This is a genomic window from Burkholderia sp. WP42 (assembly GCF_000745665.1).
Taxonomy (GTDB): domain Bacteria; phylum Pseudomonadota; class Gammaproteobacteria; order Burkholderiales; family Burkholderiaceae; genus Burkholderia; species Burkholderia vietnamiensis.
The window spans coordinates 220,146-242,181 of the sequence record NZ_JQJT01000010.1 but is presented as its reverse complement, the minus strand read 5'-3'; the positions used below and the strand labels follow the sequence as shown (position 1 = coordinate 242,181).

Sequence of the window (22,036 nt, the reverse complement as noted above, 5' to 3'; positions counted from 1 at the left end):
GTCGGTATGATACGGGCGACGCGTTTCCAGTCGTACGCCGAACAGACACGGGTTTTCCCGAGCATTTCACCTATTCGTCACCGCTTGCGCACTATGAACAGACGGTTCGCTTCGATCGCGCTGATCGCCGCCGGCGCAGGGTTCGCCTGCGGCAACGCTCGCGCCGATTGTTTCGACGAAGCCGCCCGGTATCAGAAGGTCAATCCGCTGATCCTGCGCGCGATCGCGTGGCAGGAGTCGCACAACCGGCCCGACGCGCTGAACAAGAATACGAACGGCTCCGTCGACTACGGGCTCATGCAGATCAACTCGATCCATCTGCAGACGCTGTCGCGTTACGGGATCGGCCGCGACACGCTGATGGAGCCGTGCAAGAACGTCTACATCGCCGCGTGGCATCTGCGCCAGAAGATGAATCGCTACGGCAACAGCTGGCAGGCGGTGGGCGCCTATCATTCGGAAACGCCGTCGCTGCGCGACAAGTATGCGCGGCAGATCGCCGGCATCCTGTCGCAGTGGAAGCTGCTGCCGCAGCAGTGACGCCGCGGCGCGCAGCCGCTCGGCCGGCGCGCGTTTGATGCACAATGCGGACTCACGCCGCCATGTCGACCGGCCCCGCGGGCCGATCGCGCCCCGCAAGGGCGCCGCGGCCGCTTTTTCATCCTTTCCGTTGGTGCAAATCGTTATGAATCCGGCAATGAACCAGCCGTTGCCCGTCACCGTGCTGTCCGGTTTCCTCGGCGCCGGCAAGACCACGCTGCTCAATCACATCCTCGCGAACCGCGCGGGCCTGAAGGTCGCGGTGATCGTCAACGACCTCGCGGCGGTCAACATCGACGCGTCGCTCGTGCGCGATGCGCAGGCGCTGTCGCACGTCGAGGAACGGCTCGTCGAGATGTCGAACGGCTGCATCTGCTGCACGCTGCGCGACGATCTGCTCGTCGAGATCCGCAATCTCGCGGCCGACGGCCGCTTCGATGCGATCGTGATCGAATCGACCGGCATCGCCGAGCCGATGCCGATCGCCGAAACCTTCACGTTCGTCGACGACGACGGCGCCTCGCTGTCGAGCGTCGCGCGGCTCGACACGCTCGTGACGGTCGTCGATGCGTACAACTTCCTGCGCGACTACGGTTCCGACGATGCGCTCGCGACGCGCGGAATCGCCGCTTCCGACGAAGACGATCGCACGCTCGTCGAATTGCTGATCGAGCAGATCGAATTCTGCGACGTGCTGGTGATCAACAAGGCCGATCTCGTCGGCGCGGACGAACTCGCGCGCCTGCAGCACATCCTCGCGCGGCTGAACCCGCGCGCGCATCAGGTCGTCTCGACGTTCGGCAACGTGCCGCTCGACGAAGTGCTGAACACCGGCCGCTTCGATTTCGACGAGGCCGCGAATGCGCCGGGATGGCTCGCGTCGCTCGATCACGATCATACGCAGTGCGACGATCCGGACTGCCACGATCCGCATCATGCGCACGTGCACGGCGAAGCGGACGAATTCGGCATCGGCAATTTCGTTTACCGCGCACGCCGGCCGTTTCATCCGGCGCGACTCTGGGCGCTGCTGCATCAGGAATGGCCGGGTGTGCTGCGCAGCAAGGGCTTCTTCTGGCTCGCGACGCGCAACGACATCGCGGGCTCGCTGTCGCAGGCGGGCGGCGTGTGCCGACACGGGCCGGCCGGCCTCTGGTGGGCCGCGCAGGATCGCGCGGAATGGCCGGAAGACGACGAATTGCTCGCCGAAATTCGCACGGAGTGGCAGGGCGATCTCGACGATCGCTCGATCGGCGATCGCCGTCAGGAGCTCGTGCTGATCGGCATCGGGCTCGACGCCGATGCCTGGCGCGCGAAACTCGACGCGTGCCTGCTCACCGATGCGGAATTCGCGCTGGGCGCCGAACAATGGGCCGCATTCGACGATCCGTTCCCGGCGTGGGACGTCGACGAGCATGATGACGACGATCCCGACGGGCAGATCGTGCATGCGTAACACGCGGTAAACACGCTGCTGGCAAGCGGCCGACACAACGTTAAATCTTGCAAGCGCGGCGCACACTGTGGTGAAAATGCCGCGCGCGCCAAACAAAAAACCCGCCGGAAGGCGGGTTTTTTTCTGGAACGAGCGCGGTATTAACGCTTGTTGACGGCGTCCTTGAACGCCTTGCCAGCCGTGAACTTGACCGTCTTGGCTGCCGGGATCTTGATGGTTTCGCCCGTCTTCGGGTTGCGGCCCGTACGTGCTGCGCGCTTGCCCGAACCGAAGCTGCCGAAGCCGATCAGCTGAACCGCATCGCCCTTCGACACGGCTTTCTTGATGACTTCGAGCAGCGTGTCCAGCGTTTCGCCGGTTTGAGCCTTGCTGGCGCCCGTTTGGGCGGCGACGGCGTCGATCAGTTCCTGTTTGTTCATTAAGGTTCCTTTTTCAGGTTAGGTTTGACACGAACAGCGCGAACGCGCCGATTATACGTGCGCGAACCGTGCCGTCGAGAGACAGACTCCGACGACACAGCGCCGAATCCTGGCCCGCGCGACGCGCCGTCCGGCTTGCCGGCGGCCACCCCGCGGTACGGCGTTGCTATGATAGCGCAGCGCAAACCCAATAACGACAAGGGTTTCAAAGATTTTCATCGGTATTTCGCCGAATGAATCGTCGATTGCCCATTTTTTGACCTGCGCCAAGCGCAGAGGATACGCAGCTCGCTCCACGCGCGCGCCAGCTCGTTGGTTTTTGCCAACGCGGCGCGCCGGGCGTCCGCGCAATCCCTTGCCAGGCTTGGCCGCCACGCTTTTTGTTTCGCATGCCCGACCGACTCGTCCCGGCCACGCTCGCGTTTCGCGACGACGGCACCCTCATCTCGCCCGAGTACGGCGACATCTATTACAACGTCGCCGGTGCGTTCGCGCAGGCGAACTACGTGTTCATCGCCGGCAACCGGCTGCCCGCACGCTGGCAGGGCAGCCGCACGTTCACGATCGTCGAGACGGGGTTCGGCACCGGCACCAACTTCCTCGCGACCTGGGCCGCGTGGCGCGACGACCCCGCGCGCTGCGAGCGGCTGCATTTCGTGTCGTTCGAGAAGCATCCGTTCACGCGCGACGACCTGCGTCGCGCACTTTCCCACATCGTTGCGGGCACAACTTTGTCGGAGCAGGCGGCGCTGCTTGCCGATGCGTGGCCGCCGGCCGTGCCCGGTTTTCATCGGATCGAATTCGAAGGTGGACGCGTCGTGCTCACGCTCGCGCTCGGCGATGCGCGCGAGCTGCTGCCGAAGCTGGTCGCACGCGCGGACGCGTTCTATCTGGACGGCTTCGCACCGGCGAAGAACCCGGACCTCTGGTCGGCCGACGTGTTCCGCGCGCTCGCACGCGTCGCGGCCGACGACGCGACGTTCGCGACGTATTCGAGCGCAGGCGTCGTGAAGCAGGCGCTCGTCGAAGCGGGCTTCGCCTATCGCAAGATGCCGGGTTTGGCCGGCAAGTTCGCGATGCTGGTCGGCGAATACGCGCCGCGGTGGCGGATGCGCCGGCACGAGCCGCCGCGCGCGTTGCCGGTGGCCGCGCGCGAGGCGATCGTGATCGGCGCGGGCCTCGCCGGATGTGCGCTCGTCGAGCGGCTCGCCGCGCGCGGCTGGCACGTCACGCTGATCGAGCGACACGCGCAGATCGCGAGCGAGGCATCGGGCAATCCGGCCGGCGTGTTCCATCCGCTGATGACGCGCGACGACAACGTCGCGAGCCGCCTCACGCGCAGCGGTTTCCTGCATGCGCTCGCGCGCTGGCGCGCGCTCGAGCATGCGGGCCACACGTTCGCGCGCAGCACGCGCGGGATGATCCATCTCGCGGAATCGGCCGACGACTTCGTGCGAATGCGCGATGCGTTCGACGCGCTCGGCGCACCGGCCGACCATGTCACGCTGCTCGATGCCGACGCCGCGCGCGCGCATCTGAATCTGCCGGTCGCGCACGGCGGCCTGCTGTTTCCGCACGGCGGCGCCGTATGGCCGGCCGGACTCTGTGCCGCCCAGGTCGCCGCGGCCGGCGAGCGCGTGACGCTGCGCACCGGCACCGAGGTCGCGCGGCTCGAACGCGACGGCGACACGTGGCGCGCGATCGGCGCCGACGGCGCGACGATCGCCGAAGCGCCGGTCGTCGTGCTCGCGAATGCCGGCGACGCGGTGCGGCTCGCGGGCCTGCGGCATGTCGCGCTACAGCCGGTGCGCGGCCAGTTGACGCTGCTGCCGCCCGGCACGACGGCGCCGCTGCCGTGCCCCGCGATCGGCGACGGCTACGCGGTGCCGCTCGACGACGGCACGCTGCTGATCGGCGCGACCTTCGAACCGGACGACGTCGATCCTGAGATTCGCGACGCCGGCCACCTCGAAAACCTCGCGCGCATCCGGCATCTGCTGCCGGGCCTCGTCGGCGACGTGCCGGACGTCGATACATTGCGCGGGCGCGTCGCGTTTCGCTGGGTCGTCGCCGATCGCGTGCCGCTGATCGGCCCGCTCGCGGACGAAGCGCAGGCCGCTGCCAACGCGCGGGCGCTGAGCGGTGCGAAAGCGCGCGACCTGCCGCGCACCGCCGGCCTGTACGGCGCGTTCGGCTTCGGTTCGCGCGGCCTCGTGTGGGCGTCGCTCGGCGCCGAGCTGATTGCGTCGCAACTCGAAGGCGAGCCGTTGCCGCTCGAGCGCGAGCTCGCCGATGCCGTCGACCCCGCCCGGTTCCTGATCCGCGCCCTGCGCGGGCGCAAACTCGGCTGACCTGGCTGGCCCATGCCTCACAGTCCCGCGATTCGCCCGCGCAAACTTATCCACGCACCGCTGTGGATAACTGCGCGGAATCCGTACGCAGTCCGTGTGCAATCACAGTGGACGTAAACTGGGTAACTCGCACAGCCGCGATGCGGCCCGAAAGTTGCTCAACTCGAACCGCTGTGAGCAAACAGCGTGTGCAACGGGTTACGCGCACGCCAATGCCTTGATCTTTCTACACAAACCGGCGTTATCCACAGAACTGTGCGTGCCTTGTTAACTTCTACTACGTATGTATACGAGTAAACAGTTGAAACCAAAGACCTGTGGCGCCTCACAGCGCCGCGAGTCGATCGGGCGGGTTCCGGAACGAAAAAGCTGTGGCACAATCGGTTTCCTTCGCGTTCGTCCGGCCCTGCGCCGGACATGCATCAATGGAACGGTCGGCACGATTTCGAATCTGAATCTTCGAGACTGCGCAGTCCGTTCACACACCAGGCCGACAATCCAGATCGGCAGCCTGTACGACACTCCGCCGGATGGCGGAAGAGGCGGATCCCATGTCCCGCCGTCGTCGACCACAACAATCACATTCGGGGCGATACCCAGCCGGCGTGCATCTCATTTCTGACGCTTGACCCCGCGCCGCTGGCGATTGCTTCCAAAGGAGAAGTCACCACGATGAAGTCGGCGTTCTCATTTCTGCCCAACTGGCCGCTCGCGCCGGATGCCGTGTTCTGGGCCGGTCTCGCGTTGTTTGCGGCCGGTCTGTGTGGCGAGCTGTGCTATCGCGCCTGGCGGCTGCCGCGCATCACCGGCTATGCGGTGATCGGTCTGATCGCCGGGTCGCTCGGATTCGGCGTGATCGACGCGAGTACCGACGAAACCTCGCGTCTGCTGATCGACGTCGCGCTCGGCCTGCTGCTGTTCGAGCTCGGCAGCCGGCTCGACCTGAAGTGGATTCGCCGCAATCCGTGGCTGATTGCGTCGAGCCTCGCCGAAGCGACGCTGACCTTCGTGCTCGTGCTGTTCGTGATGCTCGCGCTCGGCGTGTCGGGCATGGTCGCGCTGGTGCTGTCGGCGATCGCGATCGCGACCTCGCCGTCGATGGTGATCCAGCTGAAGACCGAACTGCGCGCGGAAGGGCAGGTGTCGCAGCGGCTCATCACGTTGACCGCGCTGAACAGCGTGTATGCGATCGTGCTGACCAAGCTCGTGACGAGCTGGCTCCATCAGGAAGCGTACGGCAACGTGTTCGCGACGATCCTGCAACCGGTGTATCTGATCGCCGGTTCGTTCATCGTCGCCTATCTCGTTGCGCGCGCATGCAATTACCTGTTCCGCCACATGACCTCGACGATGCGCGACGAGCACTCGTTCGTCGCGCTGTTCGGGCTCGTGATGCTGGCGATCGCGGTCGCCCAGGCATTGAAGCTGTCGACGCTGCTCACGCTGCTGCTCGCCGGCATCATCGTGAAGAACCTCGAAGCGCGTCCGCAGCTGTGGCCCGAGCACTTCGGCACGGCCGGCTGGCTGCTCACGGTGGTGCTGTTCGTGCTGACGCTCACGTCGTTCACGTGGGGCGACATCGCGCTCGGCGGGCTGCTCGCGATCGTGCTGATCGTCACGCGGCTCGTCGCCAAGCTGGCGGGTGTGGTCGCGTTCGCGAAGCCGAGCGGGCTCGGGATGAAGCAGGGCGTCGCGCTCGGCATCGCGCTCACGCCGATGTCCGCGCTGTCGTACCTGCTCGTCGACGACACCTATCAGATGTATCCGAATTTCGACCCGCACCTGCGCGCGATCGTGATGTGCACGATCGTGGTCCTGCAGCTCGTGAGCCCGTTCGTCGTGTACCGCTGCCTGTCGGCGGTCAGCGAACGCAGCGACAGAAACTGATTCCGGAACCCGCCATGGCACTCGAAACCTTCGTCAATTCCGAACCGTTCACCTTCGGCGTCGAGCTGGAGATCCAGGTCGTCAACACGCACAACTACGACCTGACCAAGGCCGCGTCCGACCTGATGCGGCTGATCCAGGGCGAGACCTTTCCGGGCAACATCACGCCGGAAATCACCGAAAGCATGATCGAGCTGTCGACCGGCATCTGTCATTCGCACGAACAGGCGCTCTCCGAGCTGCACGCGATCCGCGACGTGCTCGTGAAGGCGGCCGACCAGCTGAACGTCGGGCTCTGCGGCGGCGGCACGCACGCGTTCCAGCAGTGGAGCGACCGGCAGATCTACGACGCGCCGCGCTTCCAGTACATCTCGGAGCTGTACGGCTATCTCGCTAAGCAGTTCACCGTGTTCGGCCAGCACGTGCACATTGGCTGCCCAGACCCGGACAGCGCGCTGTTCCTGCTGCATTCGATGTCGCGCTTCATTCCTCACTTCATTGCGCTGTCGGCGTCGTCGCCGTTCGTGCAGAACGTCGACACCGGCTTCCATTCGGCGCGCCTGAACTCGGTGTTCGCGTTCCCGCTGTCGGGCCGCGCGCCGTTCGTGCTGACCTGGGACAGCTTCGAGGAGTACTTCACGAAGATGGTCAACACGGGCGTGGTCAACTCGATGAAGGACTTCTACTGGGACATCCGGCCGAAGCCCGGCTACGGAACGATCGAGGTGCGCGTGATGGACACGCCGCTGTCGGTCGACCGCGCGGCCGCGATCGCGTGCTACATCCAGACGCTCGCGCGCTATCTGCTGACCGACCGGCCGCTGAAGCTGTCGGAGGACGACTATCTCGTCTACACGTTCAACCGTTTCGAAGCGTGCCGCTTCGGGCTCGAGGGGACCTGCGTGAATCCTCAGACGGGTGAGCGCCGCACGATCGCGGAGGACATCCTCGACACGCTCGACCGGATCGCCCCGCACGCGGCGGCGCTCGGCTCGCGCGCGGCCCTCGACGAGATCGGTGCGCTAGCGAAAGCGCGCGTAAATGACGCGTCGTGGTTGAGAACCGTTTTCAAACAGGAGAAGTCGCTGAACGAAACGGTCAGACAGCAGTGTTTGCGCTGGCGCGAATGAAAAAATGTTTTGCAGATTGCAGGCTCGACCGCGCGGCGATTCACTGAACGGTATTCGCCGCCATTTCGGGCCAATCGCGTCCCCAGTGTTCCTCAAAATCTGTGGATAACCCGATATTCCGCTTCAAAGTCAACGCTCTGCGCACTGGATAACCCCTTCGTCCGGTATCGCCAGACAAATGTCCGATCCGGACACGAAAATGTTTGCGCGTTTTGTCGCACCACCCGCGGCAATTGGCGGCACAACGAAAAGTTACGGTTATCGAGGTATTCCCCACAGAATGCTGTGGATAACTTAGCTGTACGATTTTCCGCTCTCGCTTAGAATGGCGACTCTGCGGACACCGGAACGACGGGTCTCTCACCGGTCGCCGCGAATGCGACCGCCGCGTGTGCCTCGCGACGGCCGTGTTGACGCTCCTCGGTGGGCGTTTATTTTGAGATAGACATCGGATCTCCACACTACGGCTGCTCGGCATCCGGGCGGCGGCAAAGCGAAAAGACTATGAGCGAAGGCGTTTACGGGAATCAGGCTTCGGGACGTGTGACCCACAGCTTGCTGCGATTGAGCACGGCCATGCGGAGCCAGGCGTGGGATTGGGCGGAGGGCGCAGGCCTCACGCCGACGCAGGGCGAGATCCTCGTGCTGCTGCTGCAACGCAAGGGGCCGATGCGCCTCGGCGAAATCGCACGCGAGACGCAGCTCACGGCCGCGACCACCAGCGATGCGGTGAGCACGCTCGAGACGAAGGGGCTCGTCGAGAAGCGTCGCGCCCTGGACGACGGCCGCGCGCTCGCGGTGCGTTTGTCGGCCCGCGGCCGCACCGCGGCGAAGAAGGCGCTGCAATGGCCGGAGTTCCTGTCGAAAGCGGTCGGCAAGCTCGGCGCGGACGAGCAGGGCGCGCTCTACCGCGCGCTGCTGAAGACGCTGCGCGAGCTGCAGGTGGCCGGTGCGACGCCGCCGCAGCGCATGTGCCTGACGTGCGCGCACTTCCAGCCGGGCAAGCAGTCGAAGAAGACCGTGCACCACTGCGCCGTGTTCGACCAGGCGATGACCGACAGCGACCTGCGCCTCGACTGCTCGGGGCACGAAGAAGCCGACGTCGCGACCCAGAAGAAGACCTGGAAGGTATTCGCCGGCTGAAGTCCGCCGATCGACCGGGAGGCCGATGATGCATGCCGAAGTGGTGGCGATCCGCCACGTGCATTTCGAGGATCTCGGCAGCTTCGAGCAGGTGCTCGGCGAACGCGGGCGCCGCGTGCGTTACGTGGACGTCGGCGCGTCGCGCGTCGAGGTGCTCGACGCGCTGCAGCCGTCGCTGCTGGTGCTGCTCGGCGGGCCGCTCAGCGTGTACGACGATGCGCAGTATCCGTCGATCGCGCCGCTTGCGGCGCTGGTGCGCCAGCGCATTGATGCGGGCCTGCCGATCCTCGGCATCTGTCTCGGCGCACAGTTCATCGCCCGCGCGCTCGGCGCGCGCGTCTATCCGGCCGCCGAGAAGGAACTCGGTTGGGCGCCGCTCGCGCTCACCGACGCGGGCCGCGCCTCGCCGCTGCGTCATTTGGACGCTGCGGCCACCTCGATGCTGCACTGGCACGGCGACACGTTCGACCTGCCGGGCGGCGCGATCCATCTCGCATCGACACCGGCGTGCCGCCACCAGGCGTTCGCATGGGGCCGGCATGTGCTGGCGCTGCAATGCCATCCGGAAATCCGCACCGACCGCTTCGAGCCCTGGCTGATCGGCAATGCCGGCGAGATCGCGGCGACGGCCGGCATCGACGCGTGTCGTCTGCGGGCCGACACCGCGCAGCACGGCCCCGCGCTCGAGACGGCCGCGCGACGCATGTTCTCGGAGTGGCTCGACAGCGTCGGGGTGTGATCGCGCGCGCGGCACCGCTGGCACCGCGCGATCGGCGAGCCGGCACGCGGCGCAGTGCTGTTCCCACATCTGCGGCAACCCCCTAGCTGACCATCCGCTTACTGACCAACCGCCCGCCTGCACGCGCGCGACGTGCGTGCTACGCTGATCCGCTCTTTCCTCTGCACGCGAGCGGCCTCCATGACTGCGTTGTTTTCCCCGTTCACGCTACGCGGCGTGACGCTTCCGAACCGGATCGTGATCTCCCCGATGTGCCAGTATTCGGCCGAACGCGGCGAGGCGACCGACTGGCACATGATTCACCTCGGCCATCTCGCGCTGTCCGGCGCGGGCCTGCTCTGCATCGAAGCGACCGCGGTCGAGCCCGACGGCCGCATCACCGCCGGCGACCTCGGCCTGTGGGACGACGCGACCGAAGCCGCGCTCGCGCCGGTGCTCGCGGCGATTCGCAAGCATTCGCCGGTGCGCGTCGCGATGCAGCTGTCGCATGCCGGCCGCAAGGCCTCGAGCGAGGTGCCGTGGAAGGGCGGCCAGCTCGTCTCGGTGGCCGACGGCGGATGGCTGCCGCATGCGCCGTCGGCCGTGTCGCACAAGGACGGCGAGACGCCGCCGCTGGCCCTCGATACGGCCGGCCTGAACCGGATTCGCGACGCGTTCGCGGCGGCGGCGAAACGCGCGGCGCGGCTCGGCATCGACGCGATCGAGGTGCATGCGGCGCACGGCTATCTGCTGCATCAGTTCCTGTCGCCGCTCGCGAACCGGCGCACCGACGAGTACGGCGGCTCGCGCGAGAACCGGATGCGCTTTCCGCTAGAGATCTTCGACATCGTGCGGGCGGCGTTTCCCGACGATCGGCCGGTCGGCGTGCGCGTGTCGGCGACCGACTGGGTCGAAGGCGGCTGGGAGCTCGACGACACGATCGCGTTCGCGCATGCGCTGAAGCAGCGCGGCTGCGACTGGATCGACGTGTCGTCCGGCGGGGTGTCGCCGTTGCAGAAGATTCCGCTGTCGCCGGGCTATCAGGTGCCGTTCGCGCAGGCCGTGAAGCGCGCGGTCGGGATGCCGACGGTTGCGGTCGGCCTGATCAGCGAGCCCGCGCATGCGAACCGGCTGATCGAGGCCGGCGACGCGGATTTCGTCGCGATGGCGCGCGCGATGCTGTACGACCCGCGCTGGCCGTGGCATGCGGCGGCCGAGCTCGGCGCGCAGGTGTCGGCGCCGCCGCAGTACTGGCGTTCGCAACCGCGCGAGCACAAGGCGTTGTTCGGCGACGTCGCGTTCGGCCAGCGCTGACGCTGAACGTCGTGCGCGCGACGTCGCGCGATGTTGAACGAAGCAATCTCGAACGTGTAGCATGCGGATGATTCGCTGCATGCCCGGACGCGGCACCGTCGGTGCCGCGTTTTCGTTTGGCGCGACGCAGGGCCGTGAGCACGGCCGTCTTTCATTCAAGTCGACTTCACAAGGATTCGTTCGATGAGTTCACGCAGGATCGCGGTGCGCCGCTCGGGAATACACGGCAAGGGCGTGTTCGCGGTGGAGCCGATCAAGGCCGGCGAGCGCGTAGTGGAATACAAGGGCGAGCGGATCTCGTGGAAGGAAGCGCTGCGCCGTCATCCGCACGATCCGAACGACCCGAACCATACGTTCTACTTCGCACTCGAAGACGGCGGCGTGATCGATGGCAAGGTCAACGGCAACAGCGCGCGCTGGATCAACCACTCGTGCGCGCCGAACTGCGAGGCCGAGGAGATCAAGGGCCGCGTGTTCGTCCACGCGCTGCGCGACATCGAGCCGGAAGAGGAGCTGTTCTACGACTACGGCCTCGTGATCGACGAGAAGCTGACGAAGAAGCTCAAGCGCGAATACGCGTGCCATTGCGGCGCCGAGACGTGCCGCGGCACGCTGCTCGCGACGCCGGACGACGACGGCAAGAAGAAAAAGAAGAAGGACAAGAAGGACGGCAAGGCCGAGTCCGGCGCGAAGGACAAGAAAAAGAAGAAGTGATCGACGCGCCGCGCGAGCTCGCGCGGCTGCTTCGCCGGCGGGCCTTGTTGCTGCGTCGCTGCGGGGCTGAGCCGGCTCGATGGCTTTGACGGCTTCGCCGGGTTCGCTCGAGATCCGCTACCCGCGCGTTACGCGCCGCTCAGTGCGTCGGCACGGCCGCCGGCGTTTCGCTCGCCGGCTTGCTGGTTCGCTCGGCGAGCGGCACCCGCACCACGAAGCGCGAGCCGCCTTCGGGTGCATCCTCGTACGACACCGTGCCGCCGTGCATCGCGATGATGTCGTGCACGATCGCGAGGCCCAGCCCCGCACCCGTCTCGACGCCGTTGCCGCTTTGCGCGTCGCCGCGGAAGAAGCGCTTGAACAGGTCGGCCTGCTGATTCGCCGGCACGCCGGGGCCGTTGTCCTCGACGACGATCTCCGCGGCCGGCAGGCCGTCGTCGAGCGTGCCGCGCGCGACGTTCACGGTGATGCGCGCGCCGTCCGGCCGCGCGAGCGGCACGTACTTCAATGCATTGTCGAGCAGGTTCGCGATGACTTCGCGCAGCAGCACCGGATTGCCGCGCACGTTCAATGTTTCGTCGTCGCCGGGCTCGTCGCTGCGCTGGAAGCCGAGATCGACGTGCGACGCGAGCGCGCGCGGCACCCACTCGGCGCCGGTCTCGAACGCCATCGCGGCGAGGTCGACGTCGACGAAACGCGCAACCTGTTCGCCCGGCTCCGCGCGAGCGAGCGACAGCAGCTGGTTGGACAGCCGCACCGCGCGATCGGCAGCCGCGCGCAGTTCGCGCACGGCCGTATAGGTCTGCTGCGGATCGCGCGCGACGGCCGCCTGCTCGGCATGCAGCTTCACCGCGGTGAGCGGCGTGCGCAGCTGGTGCGCGGCGTCGGCGATGAACTTGCGCTGCGCGTCGAGCGCGGTCTTCAGGCGGCCGAGCAGCGCGTTCATCGCGCTCGTGAGCGGCCGGATTTCGAGCGGCACGTCGGTCTCGTCGACCGGCTCCAGCGACGTGTGGGTCTGCCGGTTCAGCGAATCGGCGAGATGCGTGAGCGGGCCGAGCTGCTGGTTCACGACGCGCCACACGATGCCCCAGCCGGCGAGCAGCAACAGCAGCAGCGGCATCATGATGGCGACCAGGAATTCGGCGGCGATCCTGTAGCGGTGCCGCACCGGCTGCGCGACTTCGACGACCATCGGCTTGCCGCCCTCGACGTCTTCGACGCGTACCTGGGCGACGCGCACCGCGCGATTGTCGTACTCGGCCTCGAACACGTACGCGTGATGCATGCGGCGCACGTTGATGCCGCGCAGCGGCAGCTTCGGATCGCCGGCGAGCTCCTGTTCGCCGTCGCTGATCCGGTAGATCAGCGCTTCGGCCGGATCGGAGAACATCGCCTGCGCGAGCGGCGGCACGGTGAACGGCGCGTCGGGGCCGGCGATCTGGATCTGTTTCGAGATGGCGGTGGCGAGATCGGCGAGCGAGCGGTCGATCACGTGCTGCGTGTATTGCCACGCGAGCCAGTAGGCGATCAGGCCGCTCATCAGCGCGAGCATCGACAGCGGCGCGGCGAGGCGCCGCAGCAGCGAGCGGCGCAGGCTGGAGGTCACGGCCGGATCAGCAGACATTTCGACGGGCAAATGGATGAGCGCCGCTCACGGGGAGCGGCGCGGTCGGGCACCGGACGGCGACGGGCGACTGGCAACGGCGCGGTGCGACGCACCGGCCGCAGGCGGCCGGCCGGCGCGCCCGGCCGCTCAGACGCTGGCGGTCTGGCGGATTTCCTGCAGCAGGTAGCCGAAGCCGCGCACCGTGACGATTTCGACGCGGCACTGCTCGAGCTTCTTGCGCACGCGGTGCACGTAGACTTCGATCGCGGTGTCGCCGAGATCGCCGCCGAAATGCGTGAGGTGATCCTGCAGCTGCGCCTTGCTGACCACGCGGCCGTGGCGCAGCAGCAGCATTTCGAGCACCGCGAATTCGCGCGGCGACAGCTCGAGCGGCTTGTCGTCGTTGAAGATGCGGCGATCGACGCCCGACAGCCGGACGCCGCCGAGCGACACTTCCGGCCGCGGCATGTCGCTGTGCGGGCCGCTGCGGCGCATCACCGCGCGGATGCGCGCTTCGAGCTCGGCCGGCTCGAACGGCTTGAGCATGTAGTCGTCGGCGCCGGAGTTCAGGCCCTGGATGCGGTCGTTCAGTTCGTCGCGCGCGGTCAGCACGATGACCGGCGTGTGGCGATTGGTCTGGCGAAAGCGGGTGAGCAGCGTCATCCCGTCGATACCCGGCAGGCCGAGGTCGAGGATCACGAGTTCGTGGCGGTTTTGTGCCAGCGCCTGTTCGGCAAAGATGCCGTCATGCACCATGTCGACGGTAAAGCCAGCCTGCTCGAGGCTGCTCTGGATACCGCGTGCGATGGGGCGGTCGTCTTCGATCAGAAGGAGTCGCATGAAGTTCGCTCAAGTACAATGGGTTGGCGGTTCAGGCACGCGGACAGCACGACGCCGTTTCCACAGGGGCGCCGCATCGCCTGACATCAAGCATGGCGGCCAGCGAACGAACAAATTCAATCATGTCCGATATTTCGATTCACGACCTCGAAGCCGCGATCAATTTCTGGCGCGCCCGCTCGCCATCCAGCGGCGACGAACTCAAACTCTGCGAAGAGGCCAGCGCGCTCTCCAAGCCGTATGCGCTGCTGATTGTACAGCGCGGAAGCGCGCTGCAACTGGAAGGTTTGGACCCCAAGGCGCGGAATGCGTTCGAGACTTACGTGCGCCTTAAGGATGGCTTGGAAAGCTGAAGGCTTTCGCTCAATACATCCTAGAAAACGTTCAGCGAAATGAAAAGTTGACGCGCCGCGCGGCAAAACCGGCGCGGCGGCTCGCGCAACGTGTCAGGCCGCCGGCAGCGTGTGCGCACACACGCGGTCGATGAATTGCGCGAGTTCGATGTCGCGCTCGGTCAGCCCGTCGGCGTCGTGGGTCGACAGCGTCACGTCGACGCGGTTGTACACGTTGAACCATTCCGGATGGTGGTTCATCTCCTGCGCCTTGATCGCGACGCGCGTCATGAAGCCGAACGCCTCGTTGAAATCGGCGAAGCGCAGGCTGCGCTGGATCGCGTCGCGGCCCGGCACGGCCGTCCAGTGCGGCAGGCCTTCGAGCCGCGTCTTGCGTTCTTCGGATGTGAGCTTGTGGATCATGTTGCACCTCGTTCGGTAGCGGCGCTCGCGCGCGGCACACGCCGCGCGGCAAAGCCGGCTCCGGTCATTGTTTCATAGTTGGGCGGCGCGCATCGCGGCCGGCGCCGGAGGCTGCCGGCGTCCGCGGCTGGATCATGCCTCATGCGTCATGCGTCGTCGTCGTCGGGCCAGCCTTCGCCGGTGCCGCGCTGAAGCACGACGTCGGTATCGAGCACCGCGTCGGCGGACAGCTCGGGCAGCGCGGCGAGCCGCTCGGCCAGCGCACGCGCGTCGACGTCGGCCAGCGCGAACAGCTGCGCGAAGTCGTCGATCACGAAGTAGGTCTTCTGGAACGTGTCGATCCGGTACTTCGTGCGCATCACGCGCTCGAGGTCGAAGCAGAGCCGGTTCGGCGCCGCGCTCTCGACGCTGTAGAGGCTCTCGCCCTTGCTCGACACGATTCCCGCGCCGTAGATCGACAGCCCGTTGGTGCCGCGCGGATCGCGGATCAGCCCGAACTCCACCGTATACCAATAGAGACGCGCGAGCCGTGCGAGCGCCGCGTCGTCGTCCGCGACCGCGAGCGCGGTACGCCCGTAGGCCTGCATGTAGTCGGCGAACACCGGCTCGATCAGCAGCGGCACGTGGCCGAACAGGTCGTGGAAGCAGTCGGGCTCCTGCAGATAGTCGAGCTGGTCGGGGCGGCGCATCCACCAGGTGACCGGAAAGCGCCGGTGCGCGAGATGCTCGAAGAACACGCGATCGGGCACCAAGCCCGGCACCGCGACGATCTCCCATCCGGTGGCCGGCTTCAGCTGGCGGTTCACGTCAGCGAACGACGGCACGCGGTCGGCCGGCAAGCGGATCTTCCCGAGCCCGCCGATGAACGCGTCGCATGCGCGCCCGCGCAGCAGCGCCGCCTGGCGCGCATACAGCTGCTGCCATACCGCGTGATCGACCTGGCCGTAGCGTTCGAGCGGCTGGTCGATGGTGAAATCGGCACGGGTTTCGAGGCCCGCGTCGAACTGCTCCTGCAGTTTCGCGGTGACGACGCTGGACATGGTGACGCTCTGCATGCTTGGGTGAATGACCATGCGAGTGTAGAGCGGGGCGCGCGCGTGATGGGCGCAAAGATGGCGTCGATTCTCCATCCGATGCGATAATCCCGCATCATTTCATCGTTTTGTGCGGAGGGCATTCATGCTGGAACTCGACCACTTCGATCTCGCGCTTCTCGATGTGCTGCAGCGCTTCGGCCGTGCCACGCATCAGCAGCTCGGCGAGGAGGTGCCGCTGTCGCCGTCACAGATCGGCCGGCGGCTGCAGCGGCTCGAGGCGGCCGGCGTGATCGAAGGCTATCGCGTGATGTTGCGGCCGGAAAAGCTCGGCCTGGGCGTCACCGCGTTCACGAGCCTGAAGCTCAAGCATCACGGCGATTCGATCATCGAGCAGTTTCAGCAGCAGATCGACGTGCTGCCCGAGGTGCTCGAGTGTCATGCGGTGGTCGGCGACGCCGACTATCTGCTGCGGATCGTCGCGCCCGATCTGAACGCGCTGTCGCAGTTCGTGATGAAGAAGCTGATGCGCGTGCCGGGCGTCGACAGCGTGCGCTCGAACATCGTGCTGACCACGTTCAAGCGCAACGGCGCGCTGCCGCTCGCGCATCTGGCGCCCGGCGCGGCGTGATCGAGCGGCAGGGCGGTGATGGCGGTGCCGCCGCCACATGACGCGCCGGCGGCGGTCATGCCGCCATTATTGTCGCCGCTTATGCGGCTTCCGATTGAGCGTCGGCGTTCAGCAGATCGACGTACGCGACCGCGACGAGGTCCTCCTGCGCGACGCCCAGCTGCGCGAACACGCGATGCGCTTCGGCTTCACCGTCGGCTTCGTCGTCGGGGGCGAGCACCACTTCGAGTTCGATGAAGTCCCCGAGGCCGTCGACGCGATCGAGGTGAATACGCGTGCGGCCCGCCAGATAGACGTGCCGTTCCTTGGTCACGATGCCGCGCGTGGTCAGCGCGGTCGCGAGCAGCGCATGCATCGCGTCGGGGTTCGTCACCGGGCTGCGCGTGTAGTACGACGCCTTCGGGCCGTCACGGTCGTCGCGCTGGTAGAAGATCAGTTCGGCCGGCGTGCCGTCCTCGAAGCGGCGCAGCTTCAGCCGGCCGCGCGGCACGTCGTAGAAGAAGTCCTGCTGACGGTAGAACAGCGGCGCTTCGGTCGCGAGCGTCGCCGCCTGTTCGCGCAGCCGGTCGAATGCGCGGGCGCGGGCTTTGATCTCGATGTTGCGGGCCATGCGGATCTCCTTCGGTCAGGGGGCTCGCGGTGTGCGAACGCACAATCTAGCAAAAAGCTTGCGACGGTGGCATGACGCGCGGTGGCCTCATCTCGCCCACTGCGCGTCGATCAACCGCAGCGCGGCGGCGATGGCCGGTTCGTCGCGCCGCTCGGCGAGCGTCACGAACGTGAGCTCGGTCGGCACCGTCACCTGTTCGACGATCGTCAATGCGTGCGCGTGCGCTTCGGCCAGCGCGGTCGAATCGCGCGCGAGCGTCAAACCGATCCCCGATTTCACGAGATCGAGCATCGATTGCTCCTGATCGACCTCGGCGACCTTCACCGGTTGTGCGCCCGCGGCCGCGAACCGCCGCGTCAGCAGCCGATGATGGGCGGACGCCGGCGGCGTCCAGATCCACGGCAGCGCGGCCAGCGCGCGCCAGTCGTGCGCGCGCTGCACGCGCTCCTTCCAGCCGGCCGGCGCCAGCACGCGGTACTCGAAATGGGTCAGCGTGACCGTGTGGAACAGGGCGTCGTCGCGCGGATCGTCTTCGCCCGGCCGGCCGATGTAGTAGCCGACGTCGAGCGCCGCGCCGCGCACCTGTTCGAGCACCCAGCCCGACATCCCGTGCCGCAGCGCCGTTTCGATCTGCGGATGCGTTTCGACCAGTGCGCGCAGGAAGCCGCCGAGCCGCAGGAAACCCGGATCGAGGATCGTGCCGATCCGCAGCCGGCCGCGCACCTCGTGCCGCAGCGCGGCGGCGGCGCGCTCGACGTCGACGGCCGCGGCGAGCGCGCGCTCCGCGTGCGGCAGCAGCGTCTGTCCGTCGCGGGTGAGCGCGAGCCCGCGCGACGTGCGCGTGAACAGCACGACGCCGAGCGCTTCCTGCAGATGCTTGATCTGCAGGCTGACGGCCGGCTGCGTCAGGTGCAGCTGCACGGCGGCGCGCGTGAGATTGCCTTCACGGGCGACCGTCGCGAACGCGCGCAGCAGAGTGAGATCCATCGTCGTGATATGAGTGCGGCTTATAACGCAGTTCAGCATAACTCATTGGATCGGCAGCGCGCGGCCGGAGTACGCTGCAACGATCGCGTCGCTCCGCGGCGCACTATGCTGAAAAAGGCGCGCGGCACGCCCCGCGCGGCGCACAACAACTCAGGAGACACGTCGTGACCACTCAACGCACGCTCGAGGGCGAATTCGATTACGTGATCGTCGGCGCGGGCACGGCCGGCTGCGTGCTCGCGAACCGCCTGACCGAAGATCCCGACATCCGCGTGCTGCTGCTCGAAGCGGGCGGCAAGGACGATTACCACTGGATTCATATCCCGGTCGGCTATCTGTACTGCATCGGCAATCCGCGCACCGACTGGCTGTACAAGACGCAGCCCGAGGCGGCGCTCAACGGCCGCGCGCTGTCGTATCCGCGCGGCCGCGTGCTCGGCGGCTGCTCGTCGATCAACGGAATGATCTACATGCGCGGCCAGCGCGAGGATTACGACGGCTGGGCGCAGGAAACCGGCGACGCCGGCTGGTCGTGGGACAGCGTGCTGCCGATCTTCAAGCGCAGCGAGGACCATCACGCCGGCGCGAGCGACGCGCACGGCGCGGGCGGATACTGGCGCGTCGAGAAGCAGCGGCTGCGCTGGGAGATTCTCGAATCGTTCGCGCAGGCCGCGCAGCAGACGGGCATCCCGGCCACCGACGATTTCAACCGCGGCGACAACACCGGCGTCGGCTATTTCGAAGTGAACCAGAAGCGCGGCGTGCGCTGGAATACGTCGAAGGCGTTCCTGAGGCCCGCGATGGCGCGCCCGAACCTGACCGTGATCACCGGCGCGCACGCGCAGCGCGTGGTGTTCGACGGCCGGCGCGCGGTCGGCGTCGAATACCACGGCGGCGGCGTCGACTACGTCGCGCACGCGCGCATCGAAGTGCTGCTGACGTCCGGCGCGGTGAATTCGCCGCAGCTGCTCGAACTGTCGGGCATCGGCGCGGGCGCGCGGCTGCAGGCGCTCGGCATCGACGTCGTGCACGATCTGCCCGCGGTCGGCGAAAACCTGCAGGACCACCTGCAGCTGCGGATGGCGTTTCGCGTCGACGGCGTGCGCACGTTGAATACGCGCTCGGCGAACTGGTGGGGCAAGCTGATGATCGGCGCCGAATACGCGCTGCTGCAGCGCGGGCCGATGTCGATGGCGCCGTCGCAGCTCGGCGCGTTCGCGAAATCCGATCCGGACGACCCGGCGCTCACGCGTCCCGATCTCGAATATCACGTGCAGCCGCTGTCGCTCGAGCGCTTCGGCGAGCCGCTGCACCGCTTCAACGCATTCACCGCGTCGGTCTGCCAGCTGCGGCCGAGCTCGCGCGGCAGCGTGCATATCGCGAGCGCCGATCCGGGCGTCGCGCCGTCGATCGCGCCGAACTATCTGTCGACCGATCACGATCGTCACGTCGCCGCCAATGCGCTGCGGCTGACGCGCCGCATCGCGTCCGCGCCGGCGCTCGCACGTTATCGCCCGCAGGAGATTCTGCCGGGCACGCGCTATCAGACCGAAGCCGAGCTCGTCGAAGCGGCGGGCGCGATCGGCACGACGATCTTCCATCCGGTTGGCACCTGCCGGATGGGGCGCGCCGACGACGAACGTGCGGTGGTCGACAGCCGGCTGCGCGTGCGCGGGATCGCGGGGCTGCGGATCGTCGACGCGTCGGTGATGCCGTTCATCACGTCGGGGAACACGAATTCGCCGACGTTGATGATCGCCGAGCGCGCGAGCGACATGATCCGCGAGGATCGCCGCACGGCGCGCGACGCGACGCAGGTGCGCACGGAAGCGGCGATGACGCCGGCGTGATATCGGCGTGATATCGGCGCCACACGCGCGGCGGCCGCGTGTCTGCGGCGACCTTCGAGCTATGCGGCGAAACGGGTTCGCATATGCGGCGGTTGGAAGCGCGCGCGTGCGAACGATCACGTTGAACCCGCGCATGGGTCACGATCGGCGACGTGGTCGCGATGACCTGACGCGCGCTGTTTTCACAGGCACGCGCCGTGCGCAGCGTGGTCGCGGAGCGCGCACGTGTCGAACCTTCGCGCTCCACCGCGTGCGATATGGCGGCCAGCCCTATAAGTGCAAATCCCGATGATTGCACTGCACCAACGAGGCGACAATGTCCCGCAGTGTGCATACGCGTCGGCGCGGGGAGACCACCCTCGACGTGTAATACGGCGCCCGGGGGCGGCCCGCCGATCCGCGGCGCCGATCGCGATCGCCAGTGCGACGCTCCCCGGTGCTTCGCCCGACTTCGTACGGAAGGGAACATGATTCTCGGCGACACGATTCTCGAAACACGCGGACTGACGAAGGAATTCAGGGGCTTCACTGCCGTCAACGGCGTCAACCTGCGCGTGCGCCGAGGCGCGATCCACGCGTTGATCGGACCGAACGGCGCGGGCAAGACCACCTGCTTCAACCTGCTGACCAAGTTCCTGACACCCACGGCCGGCCAGATCGTCTTCAACGGTATCGACATCACCGGCGAGCGGCCCGCGCAGGTCGCGCGCCGCGGCATCATCCGTTCGTTCCAGATCTCTGCGGTATTCCCGCACCTGAGCGCGCTGCAGAACGTGCGCATCGGGCTGCAGCGCGCCCTCGGTACCGAATTCCATTTCTGGCGCAGCGAGCGCACGCTGCGGCGCCTCGACGATCGCGCGATGGATCTGCTCACGCAGGTCGGCCTCAGCGATTTCGCGCACGTGCCGACCGTCGAGCTTGCATACGGCCGCAAGCGCGCGCTCGAAATCGCCACGACGCTCGCGATGGAGCCCGAACTGATGTTGCTCGACGAGCCCACGCAGGGGATGGGCCACGAGGACGTCGATCGCGTGACCGCGCTCATCAAGAAAGTCGCGGCCGGCCGCACGATCCTGATGGTCGAGCACAACATGAACGTGATCGCCGGCATCTCCGACACGATCACCGTGCTGCAGCGCGGCGAGGTGCTTGCCGAAGGCTCGTATGCCGAAGTGTCGAAGAATCCGCTGGTGATCGAGGCCTACATGGGCAGCGCCGACGCGGCGCTCGCAGGGGCGCACGCATGAAGCACAGCGAACGGGAGGAACGCGAATTGAGCGGCGTCGAAAGCGGCGCGCCCGCGCTGGAAATCTCGGGCCTCGAAGCCTGGTACGGGGAATCCCACATTCTTCACGGCGTCGATCTGACCGTGCATCGCGGCGAGGTCGTCACGCTGCTCGGCCGCAACGGCGCGGGGCGCACCACGACGCTGCGCGCGATCATGGGGCTCACCGGGCGCCGCAGCGGCTCGATCAAGGTGGCCGGCAACGAGACGATCGGCCTGGCGACGCACCGCATCGCGCATTTCGGTGTCGGCTATTGCCCGGAGGAGCGCGGCATCTTCTCGAGCCTGTCGTGCGAGGAGAACCTGATGCTGCCGCCGCCGATCGGCCCGCGCGAGCACGCGATGTCGCTCGACGAGATCTACGCGATGTTCCCGAATCTCGCGTCGCGCCGGCAGAGCCAGGGCTCGCGGCTGTCGGGCGGCGAGCAGCAGATGCTCGCGGTCGCGCGGATCCTGCGCACCGGCGCGAACCTGCTGCTGCTCGACGAAATCTCGGAAGGCCTCGCGCCGGTGATCGTGCAGGCGCTCGCGCGCATGATCGTCGCGCTGAAGGCGCGCGGCTATACGGTCGTGATGGTCGAACAGAACTTCCGCTTTGCCGCACCGCTCGCCGACCGCTTCTACGTGATGGAGCATGGCCGCATCGTCGAGCATTTCCGCTCGTCCGAACTGGAAGGAAAGATGCCGATCCTTCACGACCTGCTGGGGGTGTGACGCCGCCCCGTCTCACTTGCCGCTGGCCGTGGCGGCGCACGAACAACCACAA

General features: G+C 67.0%; 21 protein-coding genes. 14 read left to right on the top strand and 7 right to left on the bottom strand.

Annotated elements, in window-relative coordinates; all coding sequences use genetic code 11:
- Nucleotides 1–93 precede the first annotated feature (93 nt).
- Together EX20_RS06430 and EX20_RS06425 are read left to right on the top strand one after the other, a co-directional pair.
- Nucleotides 94–540, top strand: a complete 447-nt coding sequence (locus tag EX20_RS06430; RefSeq protein ID WP_014722145.1) for a lytic transglycosylase domain-containing protein — start codon at nt 94–96, stop codon at nt 538–540.
- Between the two features lie 145 nt (nt 541–685).
- Complete coding sequence (locus tag EX20_RS06425) at nt 686–1,996, top strand: GTP-binding protein (protein WP_011882778.1); 1,311 nt, start codon at nt 686–688, stop codon at nt 1,994–1,996.
- Between the two features lie 140 nt (nt 1,997–2,136).
- On the opposite strand, the gene EX20_RS06420 is transcribed toward EX20_RS06425, so the two are convergent.
- Complete coding sequence (locus EX20_RS06420) at nt 2,137–2,415, bottom strand: HU family DNA-binding protein (RefSeq protein ID WP_006401505.1); 279 nt, start codon at nt 2,413–2,415, stop codon at nt 2,137–2,139.
- Nucleotides 2,416–2,804: 389 nt separating this feature from the next.
- Between EX20_RS06420 and mnmC the strand changes: the two genes are divergently transcribed.
- The 7 genes from mnmC to EX20_RS06385 all read left to right on the top strand — a co-directional run bounded on the left by mnmC (nt 2,805) and on the right by EX20_RS06385 (nt 11,672).
- Entirely contained in the window at nt 2,805–4,766 is a 1,962-nt protein-coding gene (gene mnmC / locus EX20_RS06415; protein ID WP_034192997.1) for a bifunctional tRNA (5-methylaminomethyl-2-thiouridine)(34)-methyltransferase MnmC2/FAD-dependent 5-carboxymethylaminomethyl-2-thiouridine(34) oxidoreductase MnmC1, read from the top strand.
- A 672-nt stretch (nt 4,767–5,438) separates the two neighbouring features.
- On the top strand, nt 5,439–6,653 hold the full coding sequence (locus tag EX20_RS06410; protein ID WP_011882781.1) for a cation:proton antiporter: 1,215 nt from the start codon (nt 5,439–5,441) through the stop codon (nt 6,651–6,653).
- 14 nt (nt 6,654–6,667) lie between these two features.
- Nucleotides 6,668–7,783 carry a YbdK family carboxylate-amine ligase gene (locus tag EX20_RS06405; protein ID WP_011882782.1) on the top strand — a complete coding sequence of 372 codons (1,116 nt, stop codon included), beginning with the start codon at nt 6,668–6,670 and terminating at the stop codon, nt 7,781–7,783.
- A gap of 504 nt (nt 7,784–8,287) precedes the next feature.
- Nucleotides 8,288–8,926, top strand: a complete 639-nt coding sequence (locus EX20_RS06400) for a MarR family winged helix-turn-helix transcriptional regulator (RefSeq protein ID WP_011882784.1) — start codon at nt 8,288–8,290, stop codon at nt 8,924–8,926.
- Nucleotides 8,927–8,954: 28 nt separating this feature from the next.
- Nucleotides 8,955–9,665: a glutamine amidotransferase gene (locus EX20_RS06395; protein WP_034193033.1), complete on the top strand. Its 711-nt coding sequence runs from the start codon at nt 8,955–8,957 to the stop codon at nt 9,663–9,665.
- 180 nt (nt 9,666–9,845) lie between these two features.
- Nucleotides 9,846–10,958: an NADH:flavin oxidoreductase/NADH oxidase gene (locus tag EX20_RS06390; RefSeq protein ID WP_011882786.1), complete on the top strand. Its 1,113-nt coding sequence runs from the start codon at nt 9,846–9,848 to the stop codon at nt 10,956–10,958.
- Between the two features lie 183 nt (nt 10,959–11,141).
- A complete protein-coding gene (locus EX20_RS06385) occupies nt 11,142–11,672 on the top strand; it encodes an SET domain-containing protein (protein ID WP_034192996.1) in 531 nt (176 codons plus the stop codon).
- Nucleotides 11,673–11,811: 139 nt separating this feature from the next.
- On the opposite strand, the gene EX20_RS06380 is transcribed toward EX20_RS06385, so the two are convergent.
- Together EX20_RS06380 and EX20_RS06375 are read right to left on the bottom strand one after the other, a co-directional pair.
- On the bottom strand, nt 11,812–13,296 hold the full coding sequence (locus EX20_RS06380; protein ID WP_011882788.1) for a sensor histidine kinase: 1,485 nt from the start codon (nt 13,294–13,296) through the stop codon (nt 11,812–11,814).
- A gap of 129 nt (nt 13,297–13,425) precedes the next feature.
- Nucleotides 13,426–14,118 carry a response regulator gene (locus tag EX20_RS06375; RefSeq protein WP_006401494.1) on the bottom strand — a complete coding sequence of 231 codons (693 nt, stop codon included), beginning with the start codon at nt 14,116–14,118 and terminating at the stop codon, nt 13,426–13,428.
- A 122-nt stretch (nt 14,119–14,240) separates the two neighbouring features.
- On the opposite strand from EX20_RS06375, the gene EX20_RS06370 reads away from it, so the two are divergent.
- Complete coding sequence (locus tag EX20_RS06370; protein WP_014722154.1) at nt 14,241–14,471, top strand: DUF3717 domain-containing protein; 231 nt, start codon at nt 14,241–14,243, stop codon at nt 14,469–14,471.
- A gap of 93 nt (nt 14,472–14,564) precedes the next feature.
- On the opposite strand, the gene EX20_RS06365 is transcribed toward EX20_RS06370, so the two are convergent.
- Both EX20_RS06365 and phhA read right to left on the bottom strand, forming a co-directional pair.
- Nucleotides 14,565–14,873 carry a 4a-hydroxytetrahydrobiopterin dehydratase gene (locus tag EX20_RS06365; protein WP_011882790.1) on the bottom strand — a complete coding sequence of 103 codons (309 nt, stop codon included), beginning with the start codon at nt 14,871–14,873 and terminating at the stop codon, nt 14,565–14,567.
- A 146-nt stretch (nt 14,874–15,019) separates the two neighbouring features.
- Nucleotides 15,020–15,946, bottom strand: coding sequence for a phenylalanine 4-monooxygenase (gene phhA / locus EX20_RS06360; protein WP_175464254.1), 927 nt, complete (start codon nt 15,944–15,946; stop codon nt 15,020–15,022).
- 106 nt (nt 15,947–16,052) lie between these two features.
- Between phhA and EX20_RS06355 the strand changes: the two genes are divergently transcribed.
- Nucleotides 16,053–16,538 (top strand): Lrp/AsnC family transcriptional regulator, encoded by a 486-nt coding sequence (locus tag EX20_RS06355; protein WP_006408082.1) that lies wholly within the window; start codon nt 16,053–16,055, stop codon nt 16,536–16,538.
- Between the two features lie 79 nt (nt 16,539–16,617).
- Here EX20_RS06355 and EX20_RS06350 read toward each other — a convergent pair whose 3' ends face one another.
- Both EX20_RS06350 and EX20_RS06345 read right to left on the bottom strand, forming a co-directional pair.
- Entirely contained in the window at nt 16,618–17,148 is a 531-nt protein-coding gene (locus EX20_RS06350; protein ID WP_034192995.1) for a class IV adenylate cyclase, read from the bottom strand.
- Nucleotides 17,149–17,235: 87 nt separating this feature from the next.
- Nucleotides 17,236–18,135, bottom strand: coding sequence for a LysR family transcriptional regulator (locus EX20_RS06345; RefSeq protein WP_034192994.1), 900 nt, complete (start codon nt 18,133–18,135; stop codon nt 17,236–17,238).
- Nucleotides 18,136–18,299: 164 nt separating this feature from the next.
- Here EX20_RS06345 and EX20_RS06340 point away from each other — a divergent pair, with 164 nt between their 5' ends.
- From EX20_RS06340 to EX20_RS06330, 3 genes are all read left to right on the top strand, one after another.
- Nucleotides 18,300–19,985, top strand: coding sequence for a GMC family oxidoreductase (locus tag EX20_RS06340; protein ID WP_011882794.1), 1,686 nt, complete (start codon nt 18,300–18,302; stop codon nt 19,983–19,985).
- A 467-nt stretch (nt 19,986–20,452) separates the two neighbouring features.
- Nucleotides 20,453–21,232 carry an ABC transporter ATP-binding protein gene (locus tag EX20_RS06335; RefSeq protein WP_011882795.1) on the top strand — a complete coding sequence of 260 codons (780 nt, stop codon included), beginning with the start codon at nt 20,453–20,455 and terminating at the stop codon, nt 21,230–21,232.
- Nucleotides 21,229–21,984: an ABC transporter ATP-binding protein gene (locus tag EX20_RS06330; protein ID WP_034192993.1), complete on the top strand. Its 756-nt coding sequence runs from the start codon at nt 21,229–21,231 to the stop codon at nt 21,982–21,984. Before EX20_RS06335 ends, EX20_RS06330 begins: the two co-directional genes overlap by 4 nt.
- Nucleotides 21,985–22,036: the final 52 nt, after the last annotated feature.

Excerpts from the sequence above, each read along its gene's own strand:
- EX20_RS06430 (WP_014722145.1), top strand. The coding sequence starts at position 94 with ATGAACAGACGGTTCGCTTCGATCGCGCTGATCGCCGCCGGCGCAGGG.
- EX20_RS06425 (WP_011882778.1), top strand. The coding sequence starts at position 686 with ATGAATCCGGCAATGAACCAGCCGTTGCCCGTCACCGTGCTGTCCGGT.
- EX20_RS06420 (WP_006401505.1), bottom strand. The coding sequence starts at position 2,415 with ATGAACAAACAGGAACTGATCGACGCCGTCGCCGCCCAAACGGGCGCC.
- mnmC (WP_034192997.1), top strand. The coding sequence starts at position 2,805 with ATGCCCGACCGACTCGTCCCGGCCACGCTCGCGTTTCGCGACGACGGC.
- EX20_RS06410 (WP_011882781.1), top strand. The coding sequence starts at position 5,439 with ATGAAGTCGGCGTTCTCATTTCTGCCCAACTGGCCGCTCGCGCCGGAT.
- EX20_RS06405 (WP_011882782.1), top strand. The coding sequence starts at position 6,668 with ATGGCACTCGAAACCTTCGTCAATTCCGAACCGTTCACCTTCGGCGTC.
- EX20_RS06400 (WP_011882784.1), top strand. The coding sequence starts at position 8,288 with ATGAGCGAAGGCGTTTACGGGAATCAGGCTTCGGGACGTGTGACCCAC.
- EX20_RS06395 (WP_034193033.1), top strand. The coding sequence starts at position 8,955 with ATGCATGCCGAAGTGGTGGCGATCCGCCACGTGCATTTCGAGGATCTC.
- EX20_RS06390 (WP_011882786.1), top strand. The coding sequence starts at position 9,846 with ATGACTGCGTTGTTTTCCCCGTTCACGCTACGCGGCGTGACGCTTCCG.
- EX20_RS06385 (WP_034192996.1), top strand. The coding sequence starts at position 11,142 with ATGAGTTCACGCAGGATCGCGGTGCGCCGCTCGGGAATACACGGCAAG.
- EX20_RS06380 (WP_011882788.1), bottom strand. The coding sequence starts at position 13,296 with ATGTCTGCTGATCCGGCCGTGACCTCCAGCCTGCGCCGCTCGCTGCTG.
- EX20_RS06375 (WP_006401494.1), bottom strand. The coding sequence starts at position 14,118 with ATGCGACTCCTTCTGATCGAAGACGACCGCCCCATCGCACGCGGTATC.
- EX20_RS06370 (WP_014722154.1), top strand. The coding sequence starts at position 14,241 with ATGTCCGATATTTCGATTCACGACCTCGAAGCCGCGATCAATTTCTGG.
- EX20_RS06365 (WP_011882790.1), bottom strand. The coding sequence starts at position 14,873 with ATGATCCACAAGCTCACATCCGAAGAACGCAAGACGCGGCTCGAAGGC.
- phhA (WP_175464254.1), bottom strand. The coding sequence starts at position 15,946 with ATGGTCATTCACCCAAGCATGCAGAGCGTCACCATGTCCAGCGTCGTC.
- EX20_RS06355 (WP_006408082.1), top strand. The coding sequence starts at position 16,053 with ATGCTGGAACTCGACCACTTCGATCTCGCGCTTCTCGATGTGCTGCAG.
- EX20_RS06350 (WP_034192995.1), bottom strand. The coding sequence starts at position 17,148 with ATGGCCCGCAACATCGAGATCAAAGCCCGCGCCCGCGCATTCGACCGG.
- EX20_RS06345 (WP_034192994.1), bottom strand. The coding sequence starts at position 18,135 with ATGGATCTCACTCTGCTGCGCGCGTTCGCGACGGTCGCCCGTGAAGGC.
- EX20_RS06335 (WP_011882795.1), top strand. The coding sequence starts at position 20,453 with ATGATTCTCGGCGACACGATTCTCGAAACACGCGGACTGACGAAGGAA.
- EX20_RS06330 (WP_034192993.1), top strand. The coding sequence starts at position 21,229 with ATGAAGCACAGCGAACGGGAGGAACGCGAATTGAGCGGCGTCGAAAGC.